Genomic DNA, 22,041 nt, shown 5'->3' with positions numbered 1-22,041 from the left:
ACATGAGCAATGTTCAATATCAACAATACATTTTTATACTTGATAAACAAAAGGCCATCAGGCTCACTTTGTGAGCTGCGAGACAAGGAGTAAAATACGCATGTCCCTATGAATAATTCATGATGGAGCTGATTTAGACAGGCCTTATATCAACAGAACGTCCTGTCACCATTTGCTTATTCGATGCACGAAAAGCGCAGAATTTTACGAGAATTAGCGGCAAAGTAAAGGCACACATCGTTCATTTTTTTATCAATTTGAAAAGCGTCACAAAATCAATAGATTAGAAGAATAAAGTTCAACCCTACACGCGCATCATTGCTTCGTAACTAAAAAAAAGCGATCTTGAGAAAAGATCGCTATTTAAAAAATAATCTATTTACCGCCCCCGATTCAGTCTAGATCCTTCACGTATACGCAAGACACATCCTACTATGGCAAGCATTATCAGCCATACGTTAATACTTCCGCCCCCTCCATCTTTGCCATTAGCTGCGTTTTGACCAGACACGGATGTATTAGCCTTTGTTTTGACAGTAATCGTGACTTTACCCGTGCTTGATAGGCCCGAAGCATCAGCCACGTTATACGTAAAGCTATCGTTACCAGTGTATCCAGCATTAGGCGTGTAGTTAAACGTGCCATCTTGAGACAATGTAATCGAACCGTTAGTAGTAGTGTTTTGCAAGGAGTATGTCAGCTTATCACCATCTACATCCGTACTGGGCAACGTAGATGACAGCACGGCACCTTCTTCACCGACAACCTGTTTTATTTCCGTTGATGGTGCATCGTTTTTCCCCTCTATCTTAATACGGATCGTTGTTTCAGAGACTGCGCCGTATTCATCTTCCAATTTAACGACAACCGAGCCATCACCAAATGCATCTAGTGCTGGACTGATGGTCAGTTTCCCCGATTCATCAATCTTCACGTCACTTAAATTGTTAGAAAACTGACTAATTGAATATGTAACTCTATGCGCTTCTTCGTCGCTTACCGACAAATCAATGGTAAATGGTTCATCCTCTACCATTTCAATAATATCTTGGTTGACAATCGGCGCAGCATTCTCAGCCCTGACTTTAAACGTCAACACGTAGCTTTCAGCGCTTTGCAGTGAATTAGTAATGGTAATTCGCACCTTATCTTCACCGACAAAGTCTTTATCTGGTTGATAAGTCAACACGCCATCAGCGTCTACATTAAATAACCCTTGTTTAGCCGACTCAAATATTGTGTAGGTAAATTCAGAACTTGTATCATCTTCTGGTGTTAACTGAACAACCAGCTTGGTATTTTTGAGTATAAAGTACTCGGTTTTAGTCAATATGGGTTTTTCTAAATAACGTTGTACGTTAAACACCAATTCATAAGTCGCTTTTGCACCCGCCGAGTCAGTTAAGGTAATCGTTGCCTCATCAAGTGCTGATTGCATTGCCTTAGGCGTATACTCCAAGCTATTAGTGAGAGAATTATAAATAAGCACGCCCGTATTGGGAGACTCATCAATCATGACGGTGACACGGTTACCATCCGTGTCTAGTTCATCGAGTGAAATAGTGACTGACTCATTACTTTTGAGGGAATATTCCGTTTGCGATAAAGCCGGCGGCGTATTTCTTGTAGCAGTAATGATATTTGCACTGTCTGGGGGGAAGACCATGAATAAATCACTTTTAGCGTGAACACGGTCTATTCTAAACCACGACTCGAGCCCTTTAAAAATCACCTGCTCAATAAACTTCGGTTCTGTATTTTCTATATCGTATACGTTGGCATGCATATATGCTGAGATAGGTTCTGGTGTACCGACAAATAGCTGCTCACTATTTGCATGTATGAACTCCGCTCCCCAAGTCAAATCGAGTCGGTGTTTAAGACTCAATGTATTGCTTTCACCAACTTCTAAAACCAGCACACCAAGATTGCTTGCTAAGTAAATATAGTTTTCGTTACAGCTCGCTTGTCTTACCCACTCTCCTTCTGAGATAACCTCTTTGAACGACAAAACATTCGCTTCAATGCTGTTACCTTGGTGAACATATTGGATCAGGCTATCTTCATGGAAGCGTGAGATAGAATACAGTTTATTGTTCTGGCTACATAGTTTGACTGGTTCATGACTCAATGGCTCTAATGAAAACGCCTCTGAGATGCTGGGTGTATTCACGATACTATCTACGCTGGAAATATCATAAGCCGCCACTTTACCAAAGGCATAAAGGAGATAAAGGTAATCGCCGTTTACCATGTGATCAACAGAGTAATCTGCAATTTCAGCTCGCGCTACTTCTTCAAATGGTGGCGTATTACGGCTGTAACTACGAATATGTTGTCCAACCGAAAAGAGACGGTTTTTGTGTTCGATTAAACTAACAAAGCGATCCTTGTTATCTGAATTGGCCAGCTTAGTTTGGCTTTTAAACACCAACCTTCCCTCACTCACTCCATCATATAGGTTGAGGCCTGCCGTTGTCGGTTGAAAAATCTGATTCTCTCTGATCAAAGGCTTGCCCTGCTCACCCCCGAAATAAGCTAACTCTGACACGTTAAACACGTTGGCAGAGGCAATATCGAAAGTAAAAATGCCATCTTTACCAATGAACACAACGCCGTTGTTTATCGGTGCCCCAATTTCCGTATCACTGAAGCGTAACGTGTTATTGTCAATGTCATCTTGGTGAATTGAACCCAGCTTTCCATTAGTTAAGTGATAGGCTTGATATTTGCCGAACCGCCCAAGTACTACCAATGTGTTATTGTTGACCGCCAATACTGGTCCATAAATATCATCTAATGTCTGGCGTTCTACAGATAATTCATCACTGTTACGTTGTTCTATTTGCGTAATATGTTGGTATCGATTTGAGAAAGCGAATCGACCATTCCCCAACGCCACATGACTTTCAACAAAATCTCGTGAAGATAAGCTTGATACCATCTTAACTTGTGTCACATCTGCGTCTGATAGAGTAAAGGAATGAATCGCATGCACGTAACTGAGCATATTCGTGCTTTGACCAATGCTGTGCAGAATAAGTTGGTCGTTTGCAATTTCAAAATTATAGTATTTAAGTTCTTCTAAAGTAGAAGGCATACCAAGAGATAGTTTCTTCTTAGTGGTAACAGCCGCGCCGGTATTCTCTAGCACATGAAGCCTTTGGGATTGGCTCAATACAGCAAAATACCTATCGGATACCTTAGGCTGTCCTAGTTGCGGCATACCGCCTACTTCTAAAAGATAAACAAGATTGAGGGAATCCTGTTCATAGGCGTACGCCATAAATTTATTATGGCTTATTACAACCAATAATTCCCCCCATGCATACATTGATGTGGGTGTTTCATCAAGCTTTATCGCATCTTTATAGCCCGAGAACCCCTCTTTTGAAGCATCAAGAACAGCAATAGATTGACTATTACGGTTTCCAAAAAAGTAATGCCCACTGACATATGCACCAAACTGAGCGACATCACCGCCATACACGTTTTTAGTTACCTGACTAGACTGTGCATCGGCAAGAGATAGGTGTGTTGCCCCAAGCAACAAAAAAAGCAAAATGAGACGCGTTATAATTCGATTACAAAACATAACAGTCCTTAATAACAGTTAAAAAAGGGCATTACTGTTATCAAGAAAGCACCTAGCTAGGTGTGAAAGAGGTGATGACAGTCCTTGCCAATAATTGAATCATCCATTAACCACAAGATGAGTGGTAAAGTGTATGAATTTATTAAAAAATACACAACCGCATTATCCCCCCATTAATCCCAGAAACGCCTCCGGTTGTCACAGCAAATCCCGGTTTGTGCAAAAGATTCCATAAAAAAAGCCGACTCATCAAAAACGAGTCGGCTTTAAAAATAAAATTCTTTAATGTTGTTTAGCCAGCAACAAACTCGACGCCAATTTTAATATCGTTACGCAAGCCGTCTAACATATCGTCTTTTGCTTTTTGCTCAAAGTCACTTAGGTCGCCGTAAGATAGAATCTCTTCAACACCATTCTTACCTAAACGCACCGGATGAGCAAAGAATGTAGCGTCATCGCTGTTAGTTTCAACGTATGTGTACTCCACAACGTTGTCGCCCTTCATTGCTGCGACAAGAGACAAACAGAAACGCGCTGCTGCTTGGCCCATTGATAACGTTGCTGAACCGCCACCGGCTTTAGCTTCAACCACTTCTGTACCCGCATTTTGAATTCTATGCGTTAGTTGCGACACTTCGTCTTCAGAGAAAGAGACACCTTCAACTTGTGACAGGAGGGGTAAAATCGTCGTACCAGAATGGCCACCAATGACAGGAACATGCACATTCGCAGGGTTCAGGCCCTTCGCCTCTGCAACAAATGTTTCCGCACGGATTACGTCTAACGTCGTCACACCGAACAATTTATTCTTGTCGTATACGCCTTTTGCCTTTAACGTCTCAGCTGCAATAGCAACCGTTGTATTCACAGGATTCGTGATAATGCCAATGCAAGCTTTAGGGCAGTTGTCTGCAATCGCTTCAACAAGGTTTTTCACGATACCCGCATTGATATTGAACAAGTCAGAACGATCCATTCCAGGCTTACGAGGCACACCTGCTGGAATAAGCACGATGTCACACCCTTGAAGCGCATCAGAGAGATCGTCTTTACCGAACCCTTTTACTTTGACGTCAGTAGGAATGTGGCTTAAGTCGACAGCAACACCCGGCACAACGGGGGCAACATCATACAAGCTTAGTTCTGAACCCGCTGGAAGCTGAGTTTTTAGAAGAAGTGACAACGCCTGACCAATACCACCGGCAGCACCTAACACAGCTACTTTCATGATTATCTCCTGTGAATATTCGAATAATTTTGCCGGGCAACACTAATTGAAGCCAATGAAAAAAACAATGATTTCATGCTGCCGAGCCAATGGGTAAGTGTGCAAAGTGGGGGTGAACTTTCATTTTTCAAGACTATTCCCCACTATTTTGGCCTAATTTTACAACCGTTTGCACAACTTCGCCAAATAAGCGGCGAAATTACACTAAAATTGGCTTCCATGGATTTTTCAAAAAATAAACAGATATAGGTATTTTCTATATCTATACTCTAGAACTAATACTTTCTTCTTTATATTAATATGGCAAAATGTGCGCTGCTTAAGAGAGGGTTTTATGGCTGCAAACAAACAAGAAGAACTTATTAAAGCGTTTAAAGCAATTCTTAAAAGAGAAGATTTTGGCTCCCAGGGTGAAATCGTTGATGCTTTGAAGTCTCAGGGATTTGACAATATCAGTCAGTCAAAAGTGTCTCGTATGCTGAGTAAATTTGGCGCGGTAAGAACACGTAATGCCCGTGGTGATATGGTCTACTGTCTTCCCCCAGAATTGGGCATGCCAACGGCGAAAAGCCCACTAAAACAATTGGTGTTGGACATTGTTCATAACAATGTCATGATTATTATTCGTACTTCTCCTGGTGCTGCGCAACTGATTGCACGGCTGCTAGACAGTTTAAGTAAAGCAGACGGCGTGCTAGGTACCATTGCAGGTGATGATACCATTTTCATTGCGCCGTCTAATGTCGATGAAATCGAATCTACACGCACCATGATCGAATCTTTATTCGATAACGTTTAACTTCATTATTGATTGAACGACAAATCAACCCATACCAACCGATGATCTGACGATGCCGCTCTATCCGAAACCAGACGATGTAGCGGCTCATTTTCCGAAGGCCAAAACACGCCGCTTCCTGTCGTTTTCCAGTTGCTACGGGTAGGAATAGCATAATCTGCCCGCATGCCCCACGATGCAGTATGTGTATGAGCATACTCACTATTAGGGCGATTAGCCTCTCCGCCTCTGCTTGCTGGAATAACCTCATTGATTAGGTTGTCGTGAGTCAATAATGTGTTTATCGCCTCACCATGGCTGTCTCCTTCTACGGCAGATGCATTTAAGTCGCCTAGAATGACGCCAAACTCGCCCTTAAAGCCGCCCGTTTCCCCTGTATCATCATAAATATATGACGCTTTGCCTGGGCGCAGATAATCAACCCAAAAACGAATCTCATCGTGGTTTCTATGTCCATTTCTATTTTCAGGGCCATCAAATACTGGAGGGGTTGGGTGTGATGCCAGAATATGAACGGTGTGATTATTCACTTTAACAGGAATATCCCAATGAGATTTAGAAGACAAACGTAGTACTGACTGGGCGTCACTCTCGTACCAAGGTTCTCCATTTTTGGTGCGAGTTTGAGACATTAAATTGTCAGGCATATCTTTCCAAAGAAAGTACTGAAAAGTACGCACCTTTTCATTATTGATAGGGTATTTGCTCAACACCAACATGCCATAATGACCAGGATAGTAACCAAAACCAAAAGCATTAGCCATTGCGCCGCTAGCGTTGCCATCTCGGTTTAAGTCAAATCCAGATGGAATGCCCGTATTTACAGGTGCAGTGTAATAATAAGGGTAATCAATCGGTTGCGCGCCGTTTTGTGCTTTATTGAGGTAACGCGTCAAAAATGCCTCTACCCCAACGTTACTGTTCTCGGTGTAATCAAATTCATTGATTAAAATAATATCAGGGCGAATACGCTGAATAATTTCTGCAATGTTTTTGATTTGCGGATGTACTCCTGTAGCAAGATGCGTAAAAAGCTCTTTACCTGTAATGTCGGCACTGTCTTTTACATAGTTCGTGGCATCCATGCTTGCATTAAATGTTGCTACTCTGAGCGTGTCGGGCTGACTTGCACTGATTGATTTACTGACTGCCATTATCATCCACGCAAATAAAATTAAATACTTCATACACTTTTTCACGTCTTCGTATTTTTTGATTGTATAAGATTTCGCGCCACCAAACCATTCAGACCAACCCAAACGTTTACACGAGCCTAAAACGAAAAAAAGCCGGTCTAAGACCGGCTTTCTACACACACACGTTTTACTTTAGAAAACGTATTTCACACCAACTTTAATTTTCCATGCAGACTCCTCTGCATTGAAGTTCGCAGTGTCGTCTTTTAGGCCTGTGATCGTGTAGCGATTTTGCGCGTCTAGGTCGCCAATGCTATACAAACGATATGTGCCAAACTCACTGTCGTACACTTTACCTTGAGAGCTGTCGATAAGGTTTAACATATTCTCAATAACAAAGTAGAACTCGCCTTTGTGGTCATTCATGATGCCTGGGATTTGCTGAGTAAAACTCAAATCCATGCGGTTAACCCAAGGCGTCTTTTCAGAATTCTTAGGTACATATCCACCCGCATAGCTAGATAGGCCACGCTCATCTATGTAAGCCAACACTTCTTCTTCTGTAATCTGCTGATAAACAACGTTGTCGTCATTTGCAGTTGGGATATATGGAAGAAAGTTCCCGTTATCAAAACCAGGGCTGAATGAGTCGAAGAATACATCACGGTTTCTGTCAAGAACGTAAGAAATTGACTCACCAGAGCGACGCTCAAAGAATAAGTTAATGTCTGTTCTGTAGCCGTCAAACAACTCTGTGCTATAGCCAAGGTTAATGACGAAACGGTGCTCAACTTCGAAGTTACCTGTACCCATATGATCTGCAGCAATGTTTTTGTTTACAGACGGTGAGAAGCGGTAGTTACTACGCGCAGTAGAGTTCGTGCCTGGGTTAACTTCAGTAATGTCTTGATGAGTGTAAGATGTACTAAATGAAACCCCATTATCCCACGACTTGCTTAACATCGTCGTTAGGATGTTAGAACGCCCACCATCGGCTGCATTAGTCAACATCAAACCGTACTGCTCATCACTATCGTCAAAAATAATACGGCCACCATCAGCGGTAGTTCCTACAGCATCAGAAGGTGACAATGACGCATCAACCCAGAATGCCGCATCTTTACGATCAATATGTAAGAACTCAGTCGTCCACGAGTAGTCTTCACCTAGGAAAGGAATATCAACGATATAGTCTACTGCTAACTGATAACGCCAGTCATTTGGAAGCTCAAAGTTAGGGTCGTTGAATGACACGTTACCATCGCCTTGCGCATTTTGAACTGCGCTAAACGCTTCCCGCAGAATTTCCGTGCCAATGCTATCAGGTACAGTTAGACCGGTACGATCACGATATCTGCCAACATTAACACCATTGTCAGAATATGCATTTGAAATCCAAACGTTAGGCTGACCGCCTGCGAAACGACCAACACCACCACGTAAGGTTACGTCGTCGCTTAGGTAGTAAGTGAAGTCCGCACGTGGAAGGATGATGTCAATCCCATCCAAGTTTTCCGTGTTGTCATAACCAGTACGAGCAAAGTGGTTTGCATTGTACGGAGGCTTGTCGCTCGATGTCATACGCTCATAACGTAAGCCAAAACGAACGTTAAGATCTTCCATTAACTCAAAAGAGTCCTGAACGTACAAAGAGGTTGTTTTACGTGTGAATATCGCCGCAGCGTTTTCAGGGTTGTTACCTGAACCATTCTCATAGCGATAATCATCTGCAATTCTGTTCTCGAAGTTTTCTAGTCCATCAAAAACAACCACGCCTTTTGAATAAGGCACGAAGATGTTTGCAAAATCTACATCTTGATACTCAAATCCAAACTCTAGGCTATGCTCACCGATTAAATACGTGAAATCACCTTTAACGTTAAGCGTTTCAGTATCAAGTTGGTTTGCATGGCGGAAAGGATCTGCACCAAAGTCGATGTCACCGCCAGACGCTAAGTTATCGACAGAGAAAGAAGCTGTGCTACCGAATGATGCTTGACGGTTCTCTACGTCTTTCTTCGTTACACTTAACTCAGACGAGAAATCGTCAGTCCAATTAGAGTAAAGTTTAACACTGTAGTTATTTAAAGTTTCAGTTACATTGTACCACTGAGACGATAGACGCAACGTGTCATCACGGTCAGTAGTATTACGTGTACGGTTACCTTCATTGAATTGATATGTAAAAGACGCACGATGATCGTCGTTAATATTCCAATCAATCTTCGCTACCCACTTCTCGTCTTCCTCTACAGGAGAACCGCTATAAGTGCCGATTTGTTCGTCTGTTAAACCATAAACAGACTTCGCGATACGAATGACTTCATTTACTTCTTCAAGGGTTGCATCCGTCACATTAGGTGCACCAGAACCTGCTGGTCCCCAATCTAATGAATTTGGAGCTTCATAAAACTCATAGGCACCAAAGAAGAACAATTTATCTTTGATGATTGGCCCACCAAGCGTGAAACCATAAGTTTCTTCTTCGAATTCAATTTCGATATCTTTACCTTCGTTACGAGGTGTACCACCCCAATCACTGTCTAGCTTTTCATAAAAGACAGAACCAGTGAATTCATTCGTACCAGACTTGAATACCGCATTAACGATACCGCCACTGAAACCAGATACTTTCGCATCGAAAGGCGCAACATCAACTGTTACCTGATCAAGCGCATCAAGAGGAAGAGGTGAACGTTGAGTCGGATAACCGCCGCCGTTCAAACCGAAATCATCGTTCTGGCCAATGCCGTCAACAGTAATACTATTAAAACGAGGGTTAGAACCAGCGATTGTCATCTCAGCTTCTGCGCCTGGCAGGACAGTAACAAGTGGGTTAGCGCGAACAACGTCTTTGATATCACGTGTTAAGCTCGCCGCGGAGCGAATTGCATCTTCCCCGTAAAAGCCACTACTTGCCGTAGAGCTAAATGAAGGCATAGAACCTGTAACAACGATGTTTTCAACATTATCAGATTGAAGCTGTGTATTTAAACGCTCTGTTTCGCCAAGCTGAAGGAAAAGCCCTTCAATTTGCTGATCGCGATAAGTTTTAGAGTCGATAATGACTTTATAAGGACCACCAACGCGAAGACCGCGCGCTTGGAATCCACCAAACTCGTTTGTCGTAATTGTGCGTGAAGATCCTGTAGGTTCGTGAATAATCGTAATCGTCGTATCCGCTGCAGGCGTACCCTGTGGAGTTGTAATTGTTCCACGAATACTTGATGACGTATCTTGAGCCATTGCGCTCGCAGTCATACCAACCGACATAGCTACTGCAAGAGCAATGCGGTTAAGCTTGGTTTTTCCGAACATTTTGTGTGTTTCCTAATGTGTAGAGAAAAGGTGTATGTCCAAATTTGTCGCAGCCTACTATAGTGCCGCATACAAAATAAGCAACCTACACTTTCGTGCGGGTTGCTGTATTTTCTTTTTTTATACTGAGATTACTCTCAGTCTATCCCCAAATTACTGTTTTGCTTGTCCATCTTTCAGACCAAGCACGTATATTCTGAAGTAATACAATAAAATAAAAACCCCTCAACGACATTCATAATTTCTATTTAATATATGTTATTTTACAATAACTTAGAATACTTAAGTAAACTTACCTATTGCATTAAGTAAGACTAACTGGTCAAATTAACCCAACAAGTAAAAATAACTTATCAAAAAATGTCTATAAGTCTGTTCCGTTCTGGCAAGTTTTTTTTGTGGTCAAGTACACTGCTTTTGGTTCTCGTATTTTGGATCCTTGGACGCCTCGATAATGAAGCTCAAATTTACGATATTCCGAATGTAATCATCGACAACAAATCATGTCTTACAAGTTCTGGCAATAATGAGGATGAATTTTTAACCTTCACCTCAGACCGTGCGCTAGCCGAGCGTTTGCTGACAAAACTATGCACTAACGACGTAATAAACCGTCAGTTTGGACGTGTTAAAGTGCGCTGGAGCCACAGTGATGAAGATGTAATTCAGTATGTTGGTAAAGGAATTGCTGACCTCGCTTTAGTAAAAGAAAACCTAATGCATGCTTTTGCGACACAACGCACGCATGGATACGATAATGTGGCTCAATATCAAGACTATGCGACCTATCTATTCTCACTGAAGGAGCAACCTGAATTGACCAAACAGTATTTATGGGGAAAACGAATAGGTTTATTAGACTACCCTAGCAGCCGCTCGGGGCATATTGTTCCAAAGAAAATGCTCAACGAATTAGGAATTAAGGACGGCGACGTAGAAATTGTTTATGCCAATTCACACAGTGCGCTGCGTGAACTACTTAGTTCTGGGCGCGTCGATTTAATCTCTTCGTACTGGCATGAACGAGATAGTGAACGCTTTTCTCAAAACTATATTACTGAAATTGACAACAATATCTCCGGCAGCAAGTGGTACCTAAAAATGGAAACTGCCAATACCGATCTTCGATGCGCGGTACAAAAGACCTTACAGACTCTTGCCAAAGAAACCCAATCAGACTATTACAAGCACCTCATTCTAATGAAGCCTTGCATGCCACATGACTCACCAGTAAATGAGGAAGTAATGTAAATGACTAAAACAATGAAACTGGGTGCCCTATTCTTTACGCTGTGGGTCGTTTTCCAAGGCGCATACTTATCCGGCAAATTTTACCAGCATGCTGCTGAACAACATAGGCTCATCGATAGTATTGAGAAGCGAATCGCGCTTGATTTACCCAAGCTACGCATTGCCAATCCGCGTCTAAAAACCGTCACCCATGAAGGTGCCATTCGAGATTATTTGCACGCCGTTAATGCGCAATTAACAGCGATGAAGGCGCCAATGAAAATAGCCACGCTGCAAGGGATTTGGTTCTCAGATACGCCAATCAATGCATCGTTAACAACACGGGTACTATCCACGCCAGACCAAGACATTCACATTCAGTTAGTGCCTTTGCCTGTTGCATGGTCAGACTATCTCTCTTTTATTGCACCTCTATTGGCCCTTGCGCTTGCATTCATCCATCAAACGTATTTCACCTCAACATTATTTCAAGAAGAGGACACGCCAACACCTGAACCAGAAGCGCAAGTTAGGTTAGTCGTGAACTTGAATGAAAAAGTTATCGGCAATGGCGTTAACGACTACGCAGTGTCACTGTCTAACAAACCATTTTGCTTCTACGCCGCGTTGGTCGACTATTGTATTCAACATGAATCGCCGAGCCTCAATCACAACAAGAATGTCCCTGAAGAGCTCGTCAACCTTGCCAATAGATACTTTTTTAGACTGATTGAACTAGGTCATACAAAGCGTAAAAAGCCCGATTTCTCTACCAATCTTGATAAAACCCTGAGTGAAATTCGCGCCGCGTTAGACGAGGTCTATGTAGACCATCCAGACATTAAAGAGTTGTTTTATCCTCCCAAAGCGCAAGGAGAGGGTTCTCGCTCGAAAATGCACAACTACGCGTTGGAGAAAATTCAGGCAGAACGGGTCGAATTTATTGGCAAATAACTCATCACCTTTCGGCAAACGTGCTCTGAGGGGACCTAAAAACACGACGTCCCCCTATTACTGACATCGATAACATCAGCTAAAAAATGGTAATTCTTAAGTAATTCATAATCTTATGAAAAGATTTTATTTTCTCTGGACTGTTTTTTAAAAAAACTCCTGCAATGACATATAGTTACCGTCTAAGTACAAATCAACAATAGACCAAATGGTCATATTTTTGTAATATTGCGCGAATTACTGGCTTTTTTATAAATCGCTGGTATCTTGCGTTCATTCAAAATTTGCTATCCTAGGGTGTCTAGTGTCTTCCAATTTAGTTATTGCCATCGCCGGTGCGTCAGGTTCAGGTAAATCTCTATTTACTGAAAACCTTTTAAAAGAGTTTGCTCAAGAGGGTAAATCTGTTCAGATTTTACGTGAAGACCACTATTATCGGGCGCAAGATCACCTTCCGATGGAAGAACGCGAAAAGAATAATTATGACCACCCTCGTGCATTTGAGCATGAGCTCCTGGTTAAGCATTTACAGGGTTTAAAAGCTGGCAAGTCTATCGAATACCCAAGTTACTGTTATAAAACGCATACGCGTTTAAAAGAAACAGAGACACTCATGCCAGCTCCTGTGATCATCGTAGAGGGCATTATGTTGCTCGCATCCCCAGAGCTTCAACCACTATACGATGTTAAAATATTCGTCGACACACCTCTAGACATTTGCTTATTAAGAAGAATAAAGCGTGATATCGCAGAGCGTGGACGTACATTGGACTCAGTTGCAAAGCAATATGAAGCAACAGTAAAACCCATGTATCATCAATTCATTGCACCAAGTCGCTTCACAGCTGACGTAATTATTACGCAAGGCGGTGAAAACCGTATTGCGTTGGATGTATTGAAGTCACATATACAACAAGCGCTGCTCTAAGTTCGGCAAAAAGATAAGAAGAATAAGGAAGCCTTATGTTTAGTCTCGTTGGCATTGGATTATTGTTGGCAATTGCGTACGCGTTGTCTGCAAAAAGAAAGAATATTAATTGGCGTACTGTCATAGGAGCCTTTGTCATTCAGGCAAGTGTGGGTGCATTTGTTCTCTACGTGCCAGCAGGTAAAGACTTTCTGCTTTCTTTATCTGAAGCTGTAAAGAGTATCCTTGACTATGGTCAGGAAGGCATAAACTTTATTTTTGGCCCAGTTGGCGATAAATCCATGGGGTTCATCTTTGCCTTTAACGTGCTTCCAGCCATTGTTTTCTTTTCTTCACTTATTACGGTTCTCTATTATCTCGGCGTTATGTCTTGGATTATTCGTTTTATCGGTGGCTTTTTACAAATCGCCCTTAAAACCAGTCGTCCAGAGTCTATGTCTGCTGCTGCAAATATTTTTGTTGGCCAAACAGAAGCGCCGCTTGTTGTTCGCCCTTTTATCCCTCAAATGACTCGCTCGGAATTATTTGCAGTAATGGTTGGAGGGCTAGCGTCTATCGCTGGCGCGGTAATGGCTGGCTATGCCGGACTGGGCGTAGACATAAAATATCTATTGGCGGCAAGCTTTATGGCCGCGCCAGGCGGGTTGTTGATGGCAAAAATCATCATGCCAGAAACAGAAAGCTATAAAAATGAATTGAATGAACTCGGTTCTGAAGACAATCAATTTGCCAATATTTTTGATGCGGCAGCCAGTGGTGCGGCATCGGGAATGCAACTTGCGCTTAACGTAGGCGCAATGTTGTTAGCGTTTATTGCATTGATAGCAATGCTGAACGGTCTAATCGGCTGGATAGGCGGTATTTTCGGTTATGAACAACTGACTTTCCAAATGATTCTAGGTTACATATTCCAACCTCTCGCATGGGCACTGGGTGTTCCATGGCAGGAAGCGAATTTGGCAGGTAGTTTCATCGGCCAGAAAATGGTAGTTAACGAATTCGTTGCTTACCTTAATTTCGTAGAATACAAAGATCAATTGAGTGAGCAGACGCAGGGAATTATTACGTTTGCCTTATGTGGATTCGCAAACTTCTCATCAATTGCTATTTTGATGGGCGGAATCGGTGCGATGGCACCGACTCGCCGAAAGGAAATTGCGCAGTTAGGATTAAAAGCCGTACTGGCAGCTACATTATCAAACTTGATGAGTGCAGCGCTAGCAGGCTTATTCATAGGCTTATAGTAATGTAGTCCTATAAGCGATAGAGACATTGTCTCCTATACTACTAACGAATGTGGGTTCATCCCCACGTAGCAAGAGTAAAAGGGCAATTTTTATGAAATTAGAAGCCGTTGATTACACAGCTGACAATGCAGCTGAATTATTCGTAGAGTCTTTACGTAAAACTGGATTCGGTGTACTGAAAAACCACCCTATTCAGCATTCTGTAGTAAATTCTATCTACCAAAACTGGCAGACATTTTTCGATAGTGCAGAAAAGCAAGATTACCTTTACAACAAAGGCACGCAAGACGGCTTTTTCCCTCAATCTGTTTCTGAAACAGCAAAGGGCCACAAAGAAAAAGACATTAAAGAGTATTATCACTACTACCCTTGGGGTCAGTGCCCAGACGCACTGAAAGAAGAAATCGCTAACTACTATGCAGCTGCCAATGAATTAGCGACAGAGCTTCTCAGCTGGATTGAAAAGTACTCTCCAAATGAGGTGTCAGACAAGTACAGCGAGCCGTTGTCGAATATGATCAAAGATAGTGATCAAACCCTACTCCGTGTTCTGCATTATCCACCACTTAAAGGTGATGAGACACCAGGTGCAATTCGTGCGGCGGCGCATGAAGATATCAATTTGATTACCATTCTACCTGCGGCTAATGAGCCAGGACTTCAGGTTCAAGGCGCAACATCAGATGAATGGATTGATGTACCTTGCGACTTTGGTAACTTAATTATCAATATCGGCGATATGCTTCAAGAAGCATCAGGCGGCCATTTCCCGTCTACTAGCCATCGTGTGATTAACCCAGAGGGCATGGATACGACAAAATCACGTATCTCTTTACCTTTGTTCCTTCATCCTCGCCCAGACGTAAAACTCAGTGAGCGTCACACTGCAGAAACCTACCTGCAAGAGCGATTGAAAGAGCTAGGGGTAATCTAATAACCCCCTTTTCAAAATTTTAGAGGCACTCAGTTTGAGTGCCTTTATTATTTGATATGCCTATCAATTTCTTGCAACAACAAATAGGACGTTTCGACAGACGCAAGAAAAAACGTTTTTGGGATACGTTGCCACTCATCAGACGCTTTATGGTAGTCTTTGTGCTCTCCAACGCCCACATAAATGAATGGAATACCGTACTCTCCAAATGCACCATGATCACTCGCATTTAGCCAGTCTATACGCTTTTTATTTTGCCCTGCCCGTAACGAACGATTATGACCGTACACTAAACATTGACGAGTCTTTGCTTGAATACGCGCTAACAACGCCTCTTTATTGGGGTAGTTGTTCGAATGCGTAACATAGAGAGTTTGCCGCCGACTTCCCTGACCTAACATATCTAAATTAAGGTTGGCGCGTATATCTGAGATGCGAATCACCTCGTCTTTGAGAAAAGCCTTCGCCCCTTTTAACCCCTGCTCTTCAGCATCCGTCGCTAAGAATATCACGGAATGCTTAAGAGGGTACTTTGCTACTTCGAATGCAATAGCCATCATCGCACTCACACCACTGGCATTATCATCGGCACCATTGAATATGGTGCTGCCATAGTGTCCAATATGATCGTAGTGGGCTGTAACAACAATATACTTTTCAGGTGCAATGACACCGCGCACCATACCAACAATATTCGTTCCGTTTTGGTATTCTGTTAAAGAAAATGGAACTGAATAACTCTGTTGCCCGGCTACAAATGACAGTCTCATCTCTTTGAAGCGTTTTAACAGATACTGTTGGGCTTTTACACTACCTTTTGTGCCAGTTTTTCGTCCCTCAAAATCATCGCTAGATAAATGCTTTACATCATCCCAAGCTTGAGCATGATCAACCGTTTCCAATAGCTGAACATCTTGACACGATGCATCGCAATTAAAAGTCCCAAATACCCATACCGCAACCAACACATACAATCGTGTCATAGCTTGCTGAACAAATTGAGTTTACCTTGATATCTTTCACGGTCTTGATCGTTACGTGACTTGGCTTTAGCTCTTTCTAAATAACGTTGGCTCCGACTAATATCACCCAGTTGGTAATACACTTTTGCAAGTCCAAAGTATACTTCGTGTTTAGACCGATCGAGCCTCAACGCTGTACGATAGTGTTCAAGAGCATCATCGAACAGAGCTTTCTCAAAGGCCTGTTCGCCTAATATGAAATGGTAATAGGGGTTGTCTTTGCGCGCTAATTCAACTTTGGTAGACAGGGCGTCGGCCAGTTGTTCCCGACCAGTAATTCTATATAAATAAGCCAAATTCTCTACTGCGGTCATATTACCTGGCGCTATAGCTAAAGCATGATCGTAGCTCATCTCTGCAAGCTGATGAAATCCGTTGAATCGGTAAAGCAAGCCTAAATTTACCCATACTGAATCGAATTGAGCATCAAATTTTACCGCTTCTTTAAAATATGCATAGGCTTTCGAATAGGAAGCTTTCAACAGGGCTTCAGCCCCTTTATTGTTATAAAACATCGCTAACACGGTACTTTTATCAACGTAGCGCTTAGGGAAGTGTTGACGAATCGGCTGAGGGTCAAAGTCAACTTCCAGCCCGCTTGACATTAAGTGGATCACATTAACTTCAGTACGGGGAAACATTTGTAGATTAATGTGGCCGTTGAGTAAACTGAATCCGGCTTGTCTAGTCCAATACTCAGGAATATCTACTTCTTGAAACTTCACCTCAAAGCCCGCTTCTTTAGCGAGAGAGTAAGTTAAAATAGACATAGACAAGCAATTTGCAGCGCGGTTGTCGAACGTTTCAGACGCGACAGTGTTTGCAGAAGCCATATAAAGTAAGTTGAAGTCAGTGCGGTCAAAAATCTTTCGAGCCAGTGTTTTCATGCGAGCATGAACGTCCATCACTGGTTTGATCTCAGTGCGAATAAATTGTCTGGCCTCTTCATTTAAAGCAAAAATTTCGTCAGGTGACTCGATAGCAAATAAGGTGTGATCGGGAAAGGCCGTATCATTTATAACCTGAACTGGCGCTGCCACTTCCTGCACATGTGTCGACTGGCAGCCCGACACCAGTAACACCGAAGTCAGGCTTAATGCGCAAAAAACTGTATATAACGGCTTCATAAACACCTCCGCTCACTATAACTTTAGCGCGTTACCTGTTTTTTACCATACCGCTTAACTGATTTAAAATACACCATATCGCAACATATTTTTTACAATATATTTTCGTTATACTGAATGTGTTAATGCAAAGGCGCGTCGCCAGCTCCCCGAGGGTAACGAATATCCTCAACCATAGCCTGCACGTCTTCTGGAGCAGCGGATGTCACATTAAAGACAAGCAATGCCACCACAAAATTTACCATCATACCAAGCGTGCCGATTCCCTCTGGTGATATGCCAAACCACCAATTCTCAGGCGTATTCATTTCAGGGCTAATAAATTTAAAATAAATAATATATGCCGCTGTAAAACTGATACCTGCTAGCATGCCTGCCACTGCGCCCGCCTTATTCATGCTTTTGGAGAAAATCCCCATAATAATGGCAGGAAAAAACGAAGACGCTGCTAATCCAAATGCAAACGCAACTACTTGGGCAACAAACCCTGGCGGGTTAAGGCCAAAATATCCAGCAATGACGATAGCAATAGCCGCTGCCGAACGCGCATAGAACAGTTCCTGTCGGTCAGTAATAGCCGGCATCAGATTGCGTTTTAGCAAATCGTGGGAGACTGACGTTGAAATTACCAGTAGCAACCCCGCTGATGTTGAAAGCGCAGCCGCAATTCCACCAGCAGCCACCAGGGCAATAACCCAGGCTGGCAAGTTGGCAATTTCAGGGTTAGCAAGCACCATAATATCTCGATCTACTCGCATTTCGTTTCGTTCATCGCCAGAATAAAACATACGCCCATCATGGTTTTTGTCTTCCCACTGAATTAAGCCCGTTTTTTCCCAGTTGTTTATCCAACTGGGAGCCTCTTGATATAATGTGCCAGCCTGATCAACACCATTGATTGTTTCAATCATGTTGACCCGAGCAAAGGATGCAAGCGAGGGCGCGGTAGTGTATAAAACCGCGATAAATAGGAGCGCCCATCCGGCACTTTTTCTGGCGTCTCTCACTTTTGGTACCGTAAAAAAACGCACAATCACGTGAGGAAGGCCTGCTGTACCCACCATTAAAGCGGCGGTTATGCAAAACACGTCAATCGTACTTTTCGTGCCGGAGGTATATTCCGCAAATCCTAGTTCGGTCGACAAACCATCCAGTTTCTCCAGCAGGTACACGCCTGAACCATCAGCCAATGTGCCTCCGAACCCTGTTTGTGGCAAGATATGACCTGTCATCAAAATAGAGAGAAATACAGCGGGAACTAAATAGGCAAAGATTAGCACGCAATACTGTGCTACTTGGGTATAGGTGATGCCTTTCATTCCCCCCAATACGGTATAAAAGAAAACAATAGCCATGCCAATGACTACGCCAGTGAAAATATCAACTTCTAAAAAGCGACTAAATACGACGCCAACACCCCGCATTTGCCCTGCAACATAGGTAAAGCATACAAAGATGGCACATATCACCGCCACAGTACGGGCAGCTTGAGAGTAATAGCGGTCGCCTATAAAGTCAGGAACCGTGAATTTACCGAACTTGCGCAAGTACGGCGCTAGGCACAAGGCCAGTAACACGTACCCGCCAGTCCACCCCAGCAGATAAACCGCGCCATCGTATCCCATAAACGAAATTAGCCCGGCCATAGAAATAAACGATGCCGCAGACATCCAATCAGCAGCCGTTGCCATACCATTGGCGATTGGATGGACTCCGCCACCTGCGACGTAGAATTCTTTTGTAGAACCCGCTCGCGCCCAAATAGCAATACCGATGTAGAGTAAAAAAGACGCGCCAACAATAATAAAAGTGAGAACTTGAACATCCATGCCCTACTCCTCATCCAAACCGTATTTTTTGTCGAGCTTATTCATTTGGTGAACATAAACGAATATAAGCGCAACAAACACATAGATAGCCCCCTGCTGTGCAAACCAAAAGCCTAATTTAAACCCAAAGAATGGAATTAAATTCAGTTCATCGACCAACAATATGCCGCAGCCAAACGATACAAAAAACCATACCGACAAGAGTTTTAACATCAAGACAATATTTTCTCGCCAGTATGCGGCTTTTTCATTTTGTGTGTTAGACGCCATTCCCTTTCCTCATCAAAGTTACCTGTAACAATTGCACAAACGTAACGTGATGAGCGCGGTTCCTTCACCTACTTCATTGGGACGAGCTCAGCTTCCTGAGAAGATTTTGTGCACATTGCAGGATTGTTTTGGCACAAACTGCTTTTTATTTCAACATCTTGTCTCGCTATTGTGTCATGAACAATCTGTTTGACGTGCTTTTTCAACCAAATTAATCCGGTATCTTGATCTTGTCTTTTATGCCAAATCAGACACACTGGCTGTGGCGTTAAATCAAGCGGTACGGCAGTAGCGGCCAGCTCTTGATTAATAATTGGCCTTGCCACCGCAGTGGTGGGTACAACACTGATTAGGTTACTATTTTGAATTAGACGCGGTACCGTAGAAAAATGGTTCACCGTGCAGGCAATCCGTCGTGATAAGCCATGTTGCATTAGAACTTGATCGGTATACCCAGCAGTATCACCCGATAACGACACCAATAAATGATCAGCCGCGGCAAACTCTTCCAATGAAATCTGTTCTTTTGCCAAGCGGTGCCCTTTACGCATTACGCACACATAATCGGGACAAAACGCATATTCTGCTCTAAATGTGCCAGACACATGCCCTGAAGGCCCCACGACCATATCCACTTCTGCATCTTCTAATAACGATTCGGTATTCACGATGGTGTACGGAACAGCATGAAGATTCACGCCCGGCGCTTGCTCTTCAATGATCTTACGCATAGACACCCATACCATATCAACCAAGATATCAGAAACGGCAATACGAAAAGTACGCCTTGCGGTGGAAGGGTTAAACTCCTTATTGTCTATTGCATCGCCTAATGAGAGAATAGGGTCGCGAATCTGACTCCACAAATTTTGAGCATACAATGTAGGTTGAATATTTCGGCCGTCTTTTACAAACAGTTCATCTTTCCATGCCGAGCGCATTCGACTCACTGCATTTGAAACAGCAGGTTGCGTCATTGCCAATCTATTCGCGGCACGCGTGATAGAACGCTCAGTCATAATCGCATCAAAAATCATTAACAATGTCAGATCTTGAGGGCGCATTGCTTATCTCCGTTCAAATGTTGAATACATCATATCAGATGATGTGTTTCATATTAATTAATAATTTTTTTTATTTATTTATCTCCTTCATACTCTCACCATCAAAAATCGTTGAGGAACTAACATGAAACTTAAACCTTTATTTGCCAGCTTGGCGTTTATAGGTGTGATCTCGGTTATGGCAGGCTGTGACAAGCAAGAAATGCCAACACAAGCGCCGATGGCACCGACAGTCTCTATCGCGCAAGTGATCAATGAGACCATCACTGAAAAAGAAGACTTCACAGGGCGAATTGAGACGCCTAATGAAGTTAATCTTCGTCCACGCGTATCTGGCTACATTGATTTCACAGCGTTTGAAGAAGGCGCATTTGTAAAAGAAGGTGAACCTCTTTTTTTCATCGACAACGCCCCCTTCAAAGCTGAAGTGAATCGCTTAAAAGCCGCTAAGTTAGAAGCGCAAAGCGCACTCGAACTTGCAGAGAAAGAAGTAAAGCGTGCAAATAACTTACGCAAAACACAAGCAATCTCTGCCGAAGAAGCCGACAACAGACTAGCGCGCCAGCAACAAGCACAGGCTCGTTTGTCATCTGTCAATGCTCAGCTTGAACTGGCAAAACTGAATTTAAGCTACACCCGCGTCGTCGCCCCGATTTCAGGCTACATTTCAAAAGCCAACGTCACCAAAGGTAACTACGTTAAAGCGGGTGAGACATCCCTCACTAACATTGTCGCCACAGATAAAATGTATGTGTACTTTGATGCGGATGAAAAAACGTACTTAAAGTATGTCAATGCGAAACACCGCACCGAAGAAGACGGCACAGCCCTTCCTGTTTTTATGGGGTTAGCAGACGATGAATCCTTTAATTACAAAGGCACGCTTGACTTCGTGGACAACCGAATTAATGCGACGACAGGTACAATCACTGGCCGAGCAGTATTCGACAACACGAATGGCGAGCTGATTCCTGGCCTTTTCGCTAGAGTAAGATTGCTAAGCGAAAACAGCGTTGACGGGATTCTAATTAAAGACAAAGCCATTGGTACTGACCTTAACAACAAGTTCGTACTGGTACTCGCTGACGATAACACCGTGCAATACCGTCCTATTGAGTTAGGTGAGAAACTTTACGGCCTTCGCGTGGTGAAGTCAGGCTTATCACCAGAAGACAAAATCGTGATCAACGGTCTACAACGTGTACGTCCCGGTAGCAAAGTGACACCACAAGAAGCCACTATGGCAGACGAGCATGCATTAGCCGAATTGCGCCAGATGCAGCAAGCCGTAGAGCGCGTGCGCAGTAATCCTAAATTTGCAGCGGTAAACGAAAACGGTCAAGCCGAGATCGGAGGCTAA

The 22,041-nt window shown here is 43.0% G+C and carries 16 protein-coding genes; 7 read left to right on the top strand and 9 right to left on the bottom strand.

Annotated elements, in window-relative coordinates; all coding sequences use genetic code 11:
* Nucleotides 1-379 precede the first annotated feature (379 nt).
* Nucleotides 380-3,595 carry an Ig-like domain-containing protein gene (locus OE749_RS08615; RefSeq protein WP_263712043.1) on the bottom strand — a complete coding sequence of 1,072 codons (3,216 nt, stop codon included), beginning with the start codon at nt 3,593-3,595 and terminating at the stop codon, nt 380-382.
* Nucleotides 3,596-3,887: 292 nt separating this feature from the next.
* On the bottom strand, nt 3,888-4,823 hold the full coding sequence (gene mdh, locus OE749_RS08610; protein ID WP_263712042.1) for a malate dehydrogenase: 936 nt from the start codon (nt 4,821-4,823) through the stop codon (nt 3,888-3,890).
* 334 nt (nt 4,824-5,157) lie between these two features.
* On the opposite strand from mdh, the gene argR reads away from it, so the two are divergent.
* Nucleotides 5,158-5,622 (top strand): transcriptional regulator ArgR, encoded by a 465-nt coding sequence (gene argR / locus OE749_RS08605; protein WP_263712041.1) that lies wholly within the window; start codon nt 5,158-5,160, stop codon nt 5,620-5,622.
* A gap of 5 nt (nt 5,623-5,627) precedes the next feature.
* Here the strand turns inward: argR and OE749_RS08600 are convergent, their stop codons facing one another.
* Together OE749_RS08600 and OE749_RS08595 are read right to left on the bottom strand one after the other, a co-directional pair.
* Nucleotides 5,628-6,809, bottom strand: coding sequence for an endonuclease/exonuclease/phosphatase family protein (locus OE749_RS08600; RefSeq protein WP_263712040.1), 1,182 nt, complete (start codon nt 6,807-6,809; stop codon nt 5,628-5,630).
* Between the two features lie 141 nt (nt 6,810-6,950).
* Nucleotides 6,951-10,076: a TonB-dependent receptor gene (locus OE749_RS08595; protein WP_263712039.1), complete on the bottom strand. Its 3,126-nt coding sequence runs from the start codon at nt 10,074-10,076 to the stop codon at nt 6,951-6,953.
* A 396-nt stretch (nt 10,077-10,472) separates the two neighbouring features.
* Between OE749_RS08595 and OE749_RS08590 the strand changes: the two genes are divergently transcribed.
* The 5 genes from OE749_RS08590 to OE749_RS08570 all read left to right on the top strand — a co-directional run bounded on the left by OE749_RS08590 (nt 10,473) and on the right by OE749_RS08570 (nt 15,369).
* Nucleotides 10,473-11,327: a PhnD/SsuA/transferrin family substrate-binding protein gene (locus OE749_RS08590; RefSeq protein ID WP_263712038.1), complete on the top strand. Its 855-nt coding sequence runs from the start codon at nt 10,473-10,475 to the stop codon at nt 11,325-11,327.
* Nucleotides 11,328-12,260 (top strand): hypothetical protein, encoded by a 933-nt coding sequence (locus tag OE749_RS08585; protein ID WP_263712037.1) that lies wholly within the window; start codon nt 11,328-11,330, stop codon nt 12,258-12,260.
* A gap of 304 nt (nt 12,261-12,564) precedes the next feature.
* Nucleotides 12,565-13,188 carry a uridine kinase gene (gene udk, locus OE749_RS08580; protein ID WP_263712036.1) on the top strand — a complete coding sequence of 208 codons (624 nt, stop codon included), beginning with the start codon at nt 12,565-12,567 and terminating at the stop codon, nt 13,186-13,188.
* 35 nt (nt 13,189-13,223) lie between these two features.
* Nucleotides 13,224-14,432: a NupC/NupG family nucleoside CNT transporter gene (locus OE749_RS08575; protein WP_263712035.1), complete on the top strand. Its 1,209-nt coding sequence runs from the start codon at nt 13,224-13,226 to the stop codon at nt 14,430-14,432.
* Nucleotides 14,433-14,526: 94 nt separating this feature from the next.
* Nucleotides 14,527-15,369 (top strand): 2OG-Fe(II) oxygenase family protein, encoded by an 843-nt coding sequence (locus OE749_RS08570; RefSeq protein WP_263712034.1) that lies wholly within the window; start codon nt 14,527-14,529, stop codon nt 15,367-15,369.
* Between the two features lie 47 nt (nt 15,370-15,416).
* Here OE749_RS08570 and OE749_RS08565 read toward each other — a convergent pair whose 3' ends face one another.
* From OE749_RS08565 to OE749_RS08545, 5 genes are all read right to left on the bottom strand, one after another.
* On the bottom strand, nt 15,417-16,352 hold the full coding sequence (locus OE749_RS08565) for a M28 family peptidase (protein WP_263712033.1): 936 nt from the start codon (nt 16,350-16,352) through the stop codon (nt 15,417-15,419).
* Nucleotides 16,349-17,518 carry a tetratricopeptide repeat protein gene (locus OE749_RS08560; protein WP_263712032.1) on the bottom strand — a complete coding sequence of 390 codons (1,170 nt, stop codon included), beginning with the start codon at nt 17,516-17,518 and terminating at the stop codon, nt 16,349-16,351. The genes OE749_RS08565 and OE749_RS08560 overlap by 4 nt, the downstream gene beginning before the upstream one ends.
* Before the next feature lie 122 nt (nt 17,519-17,640).
* Complete coding sequence (locus OE749_RS08555) at nt 17,641-19,347, bottom strand: sodium:solute symporter family protein (RefSeq protein ID WP_263712031.1); 1,707 nt, start codon at nt 19,345-19,347, stop codon at nt 17,641-17,643.
* 3 nt (nt 19,348-19,350) lie between these two features.
* Nucleotides 19,351-19,617, bottom strand: a complete 267-nt coding sequence (locus OE749_RS08550) for a DUF4212 domain-containing protein (RefSeq protein ID WP_263712030.1) — start codon at nt 19,615-19,617, stop codon at nt 19,351-19,353.
* Nucleotides 19,618-19,685: 68 nt separating this feature from the next.
* On the bottom strand, nt 19,686-20,681 hold the full coding sequence (locus tag OE749_RS08545; protein ID WP_263712029.1) for a LysR family transcriptional regulator: 996 nt from the start codon (nt 20,679-20,681) through the stop codon (nt 19,686-19,688).
* A 124-nt stretch (nt 20,682-20,805) separates the two neighbouring features.
* On the opposite strand from OE749_RS08545, the gene OE749_RS08540 reads away from it, so the two are divergent.
* A complete protein-coding gene (locus OE749_RS08540; protein WP_263712028.1) occupies nt 20,806-22,041 on the top strand; it encodes an efflux RND transporter periplasmic adaptor subunit in 1,236 nt (411 codons plus the stop codon).

The organism is Fluctibacter corallii, from assembly GCF_025751585.1.
Lineage (GTDB): Bacteria > Pseudomonadota > Gammaproteobacteria > Enterobacterales > Alteromonadaceae > Fluctibacter_A > Fluctibacter_A corallii.
This window is presented reverse-complemented; position numbering and strand designations above follow the sequence as displayed.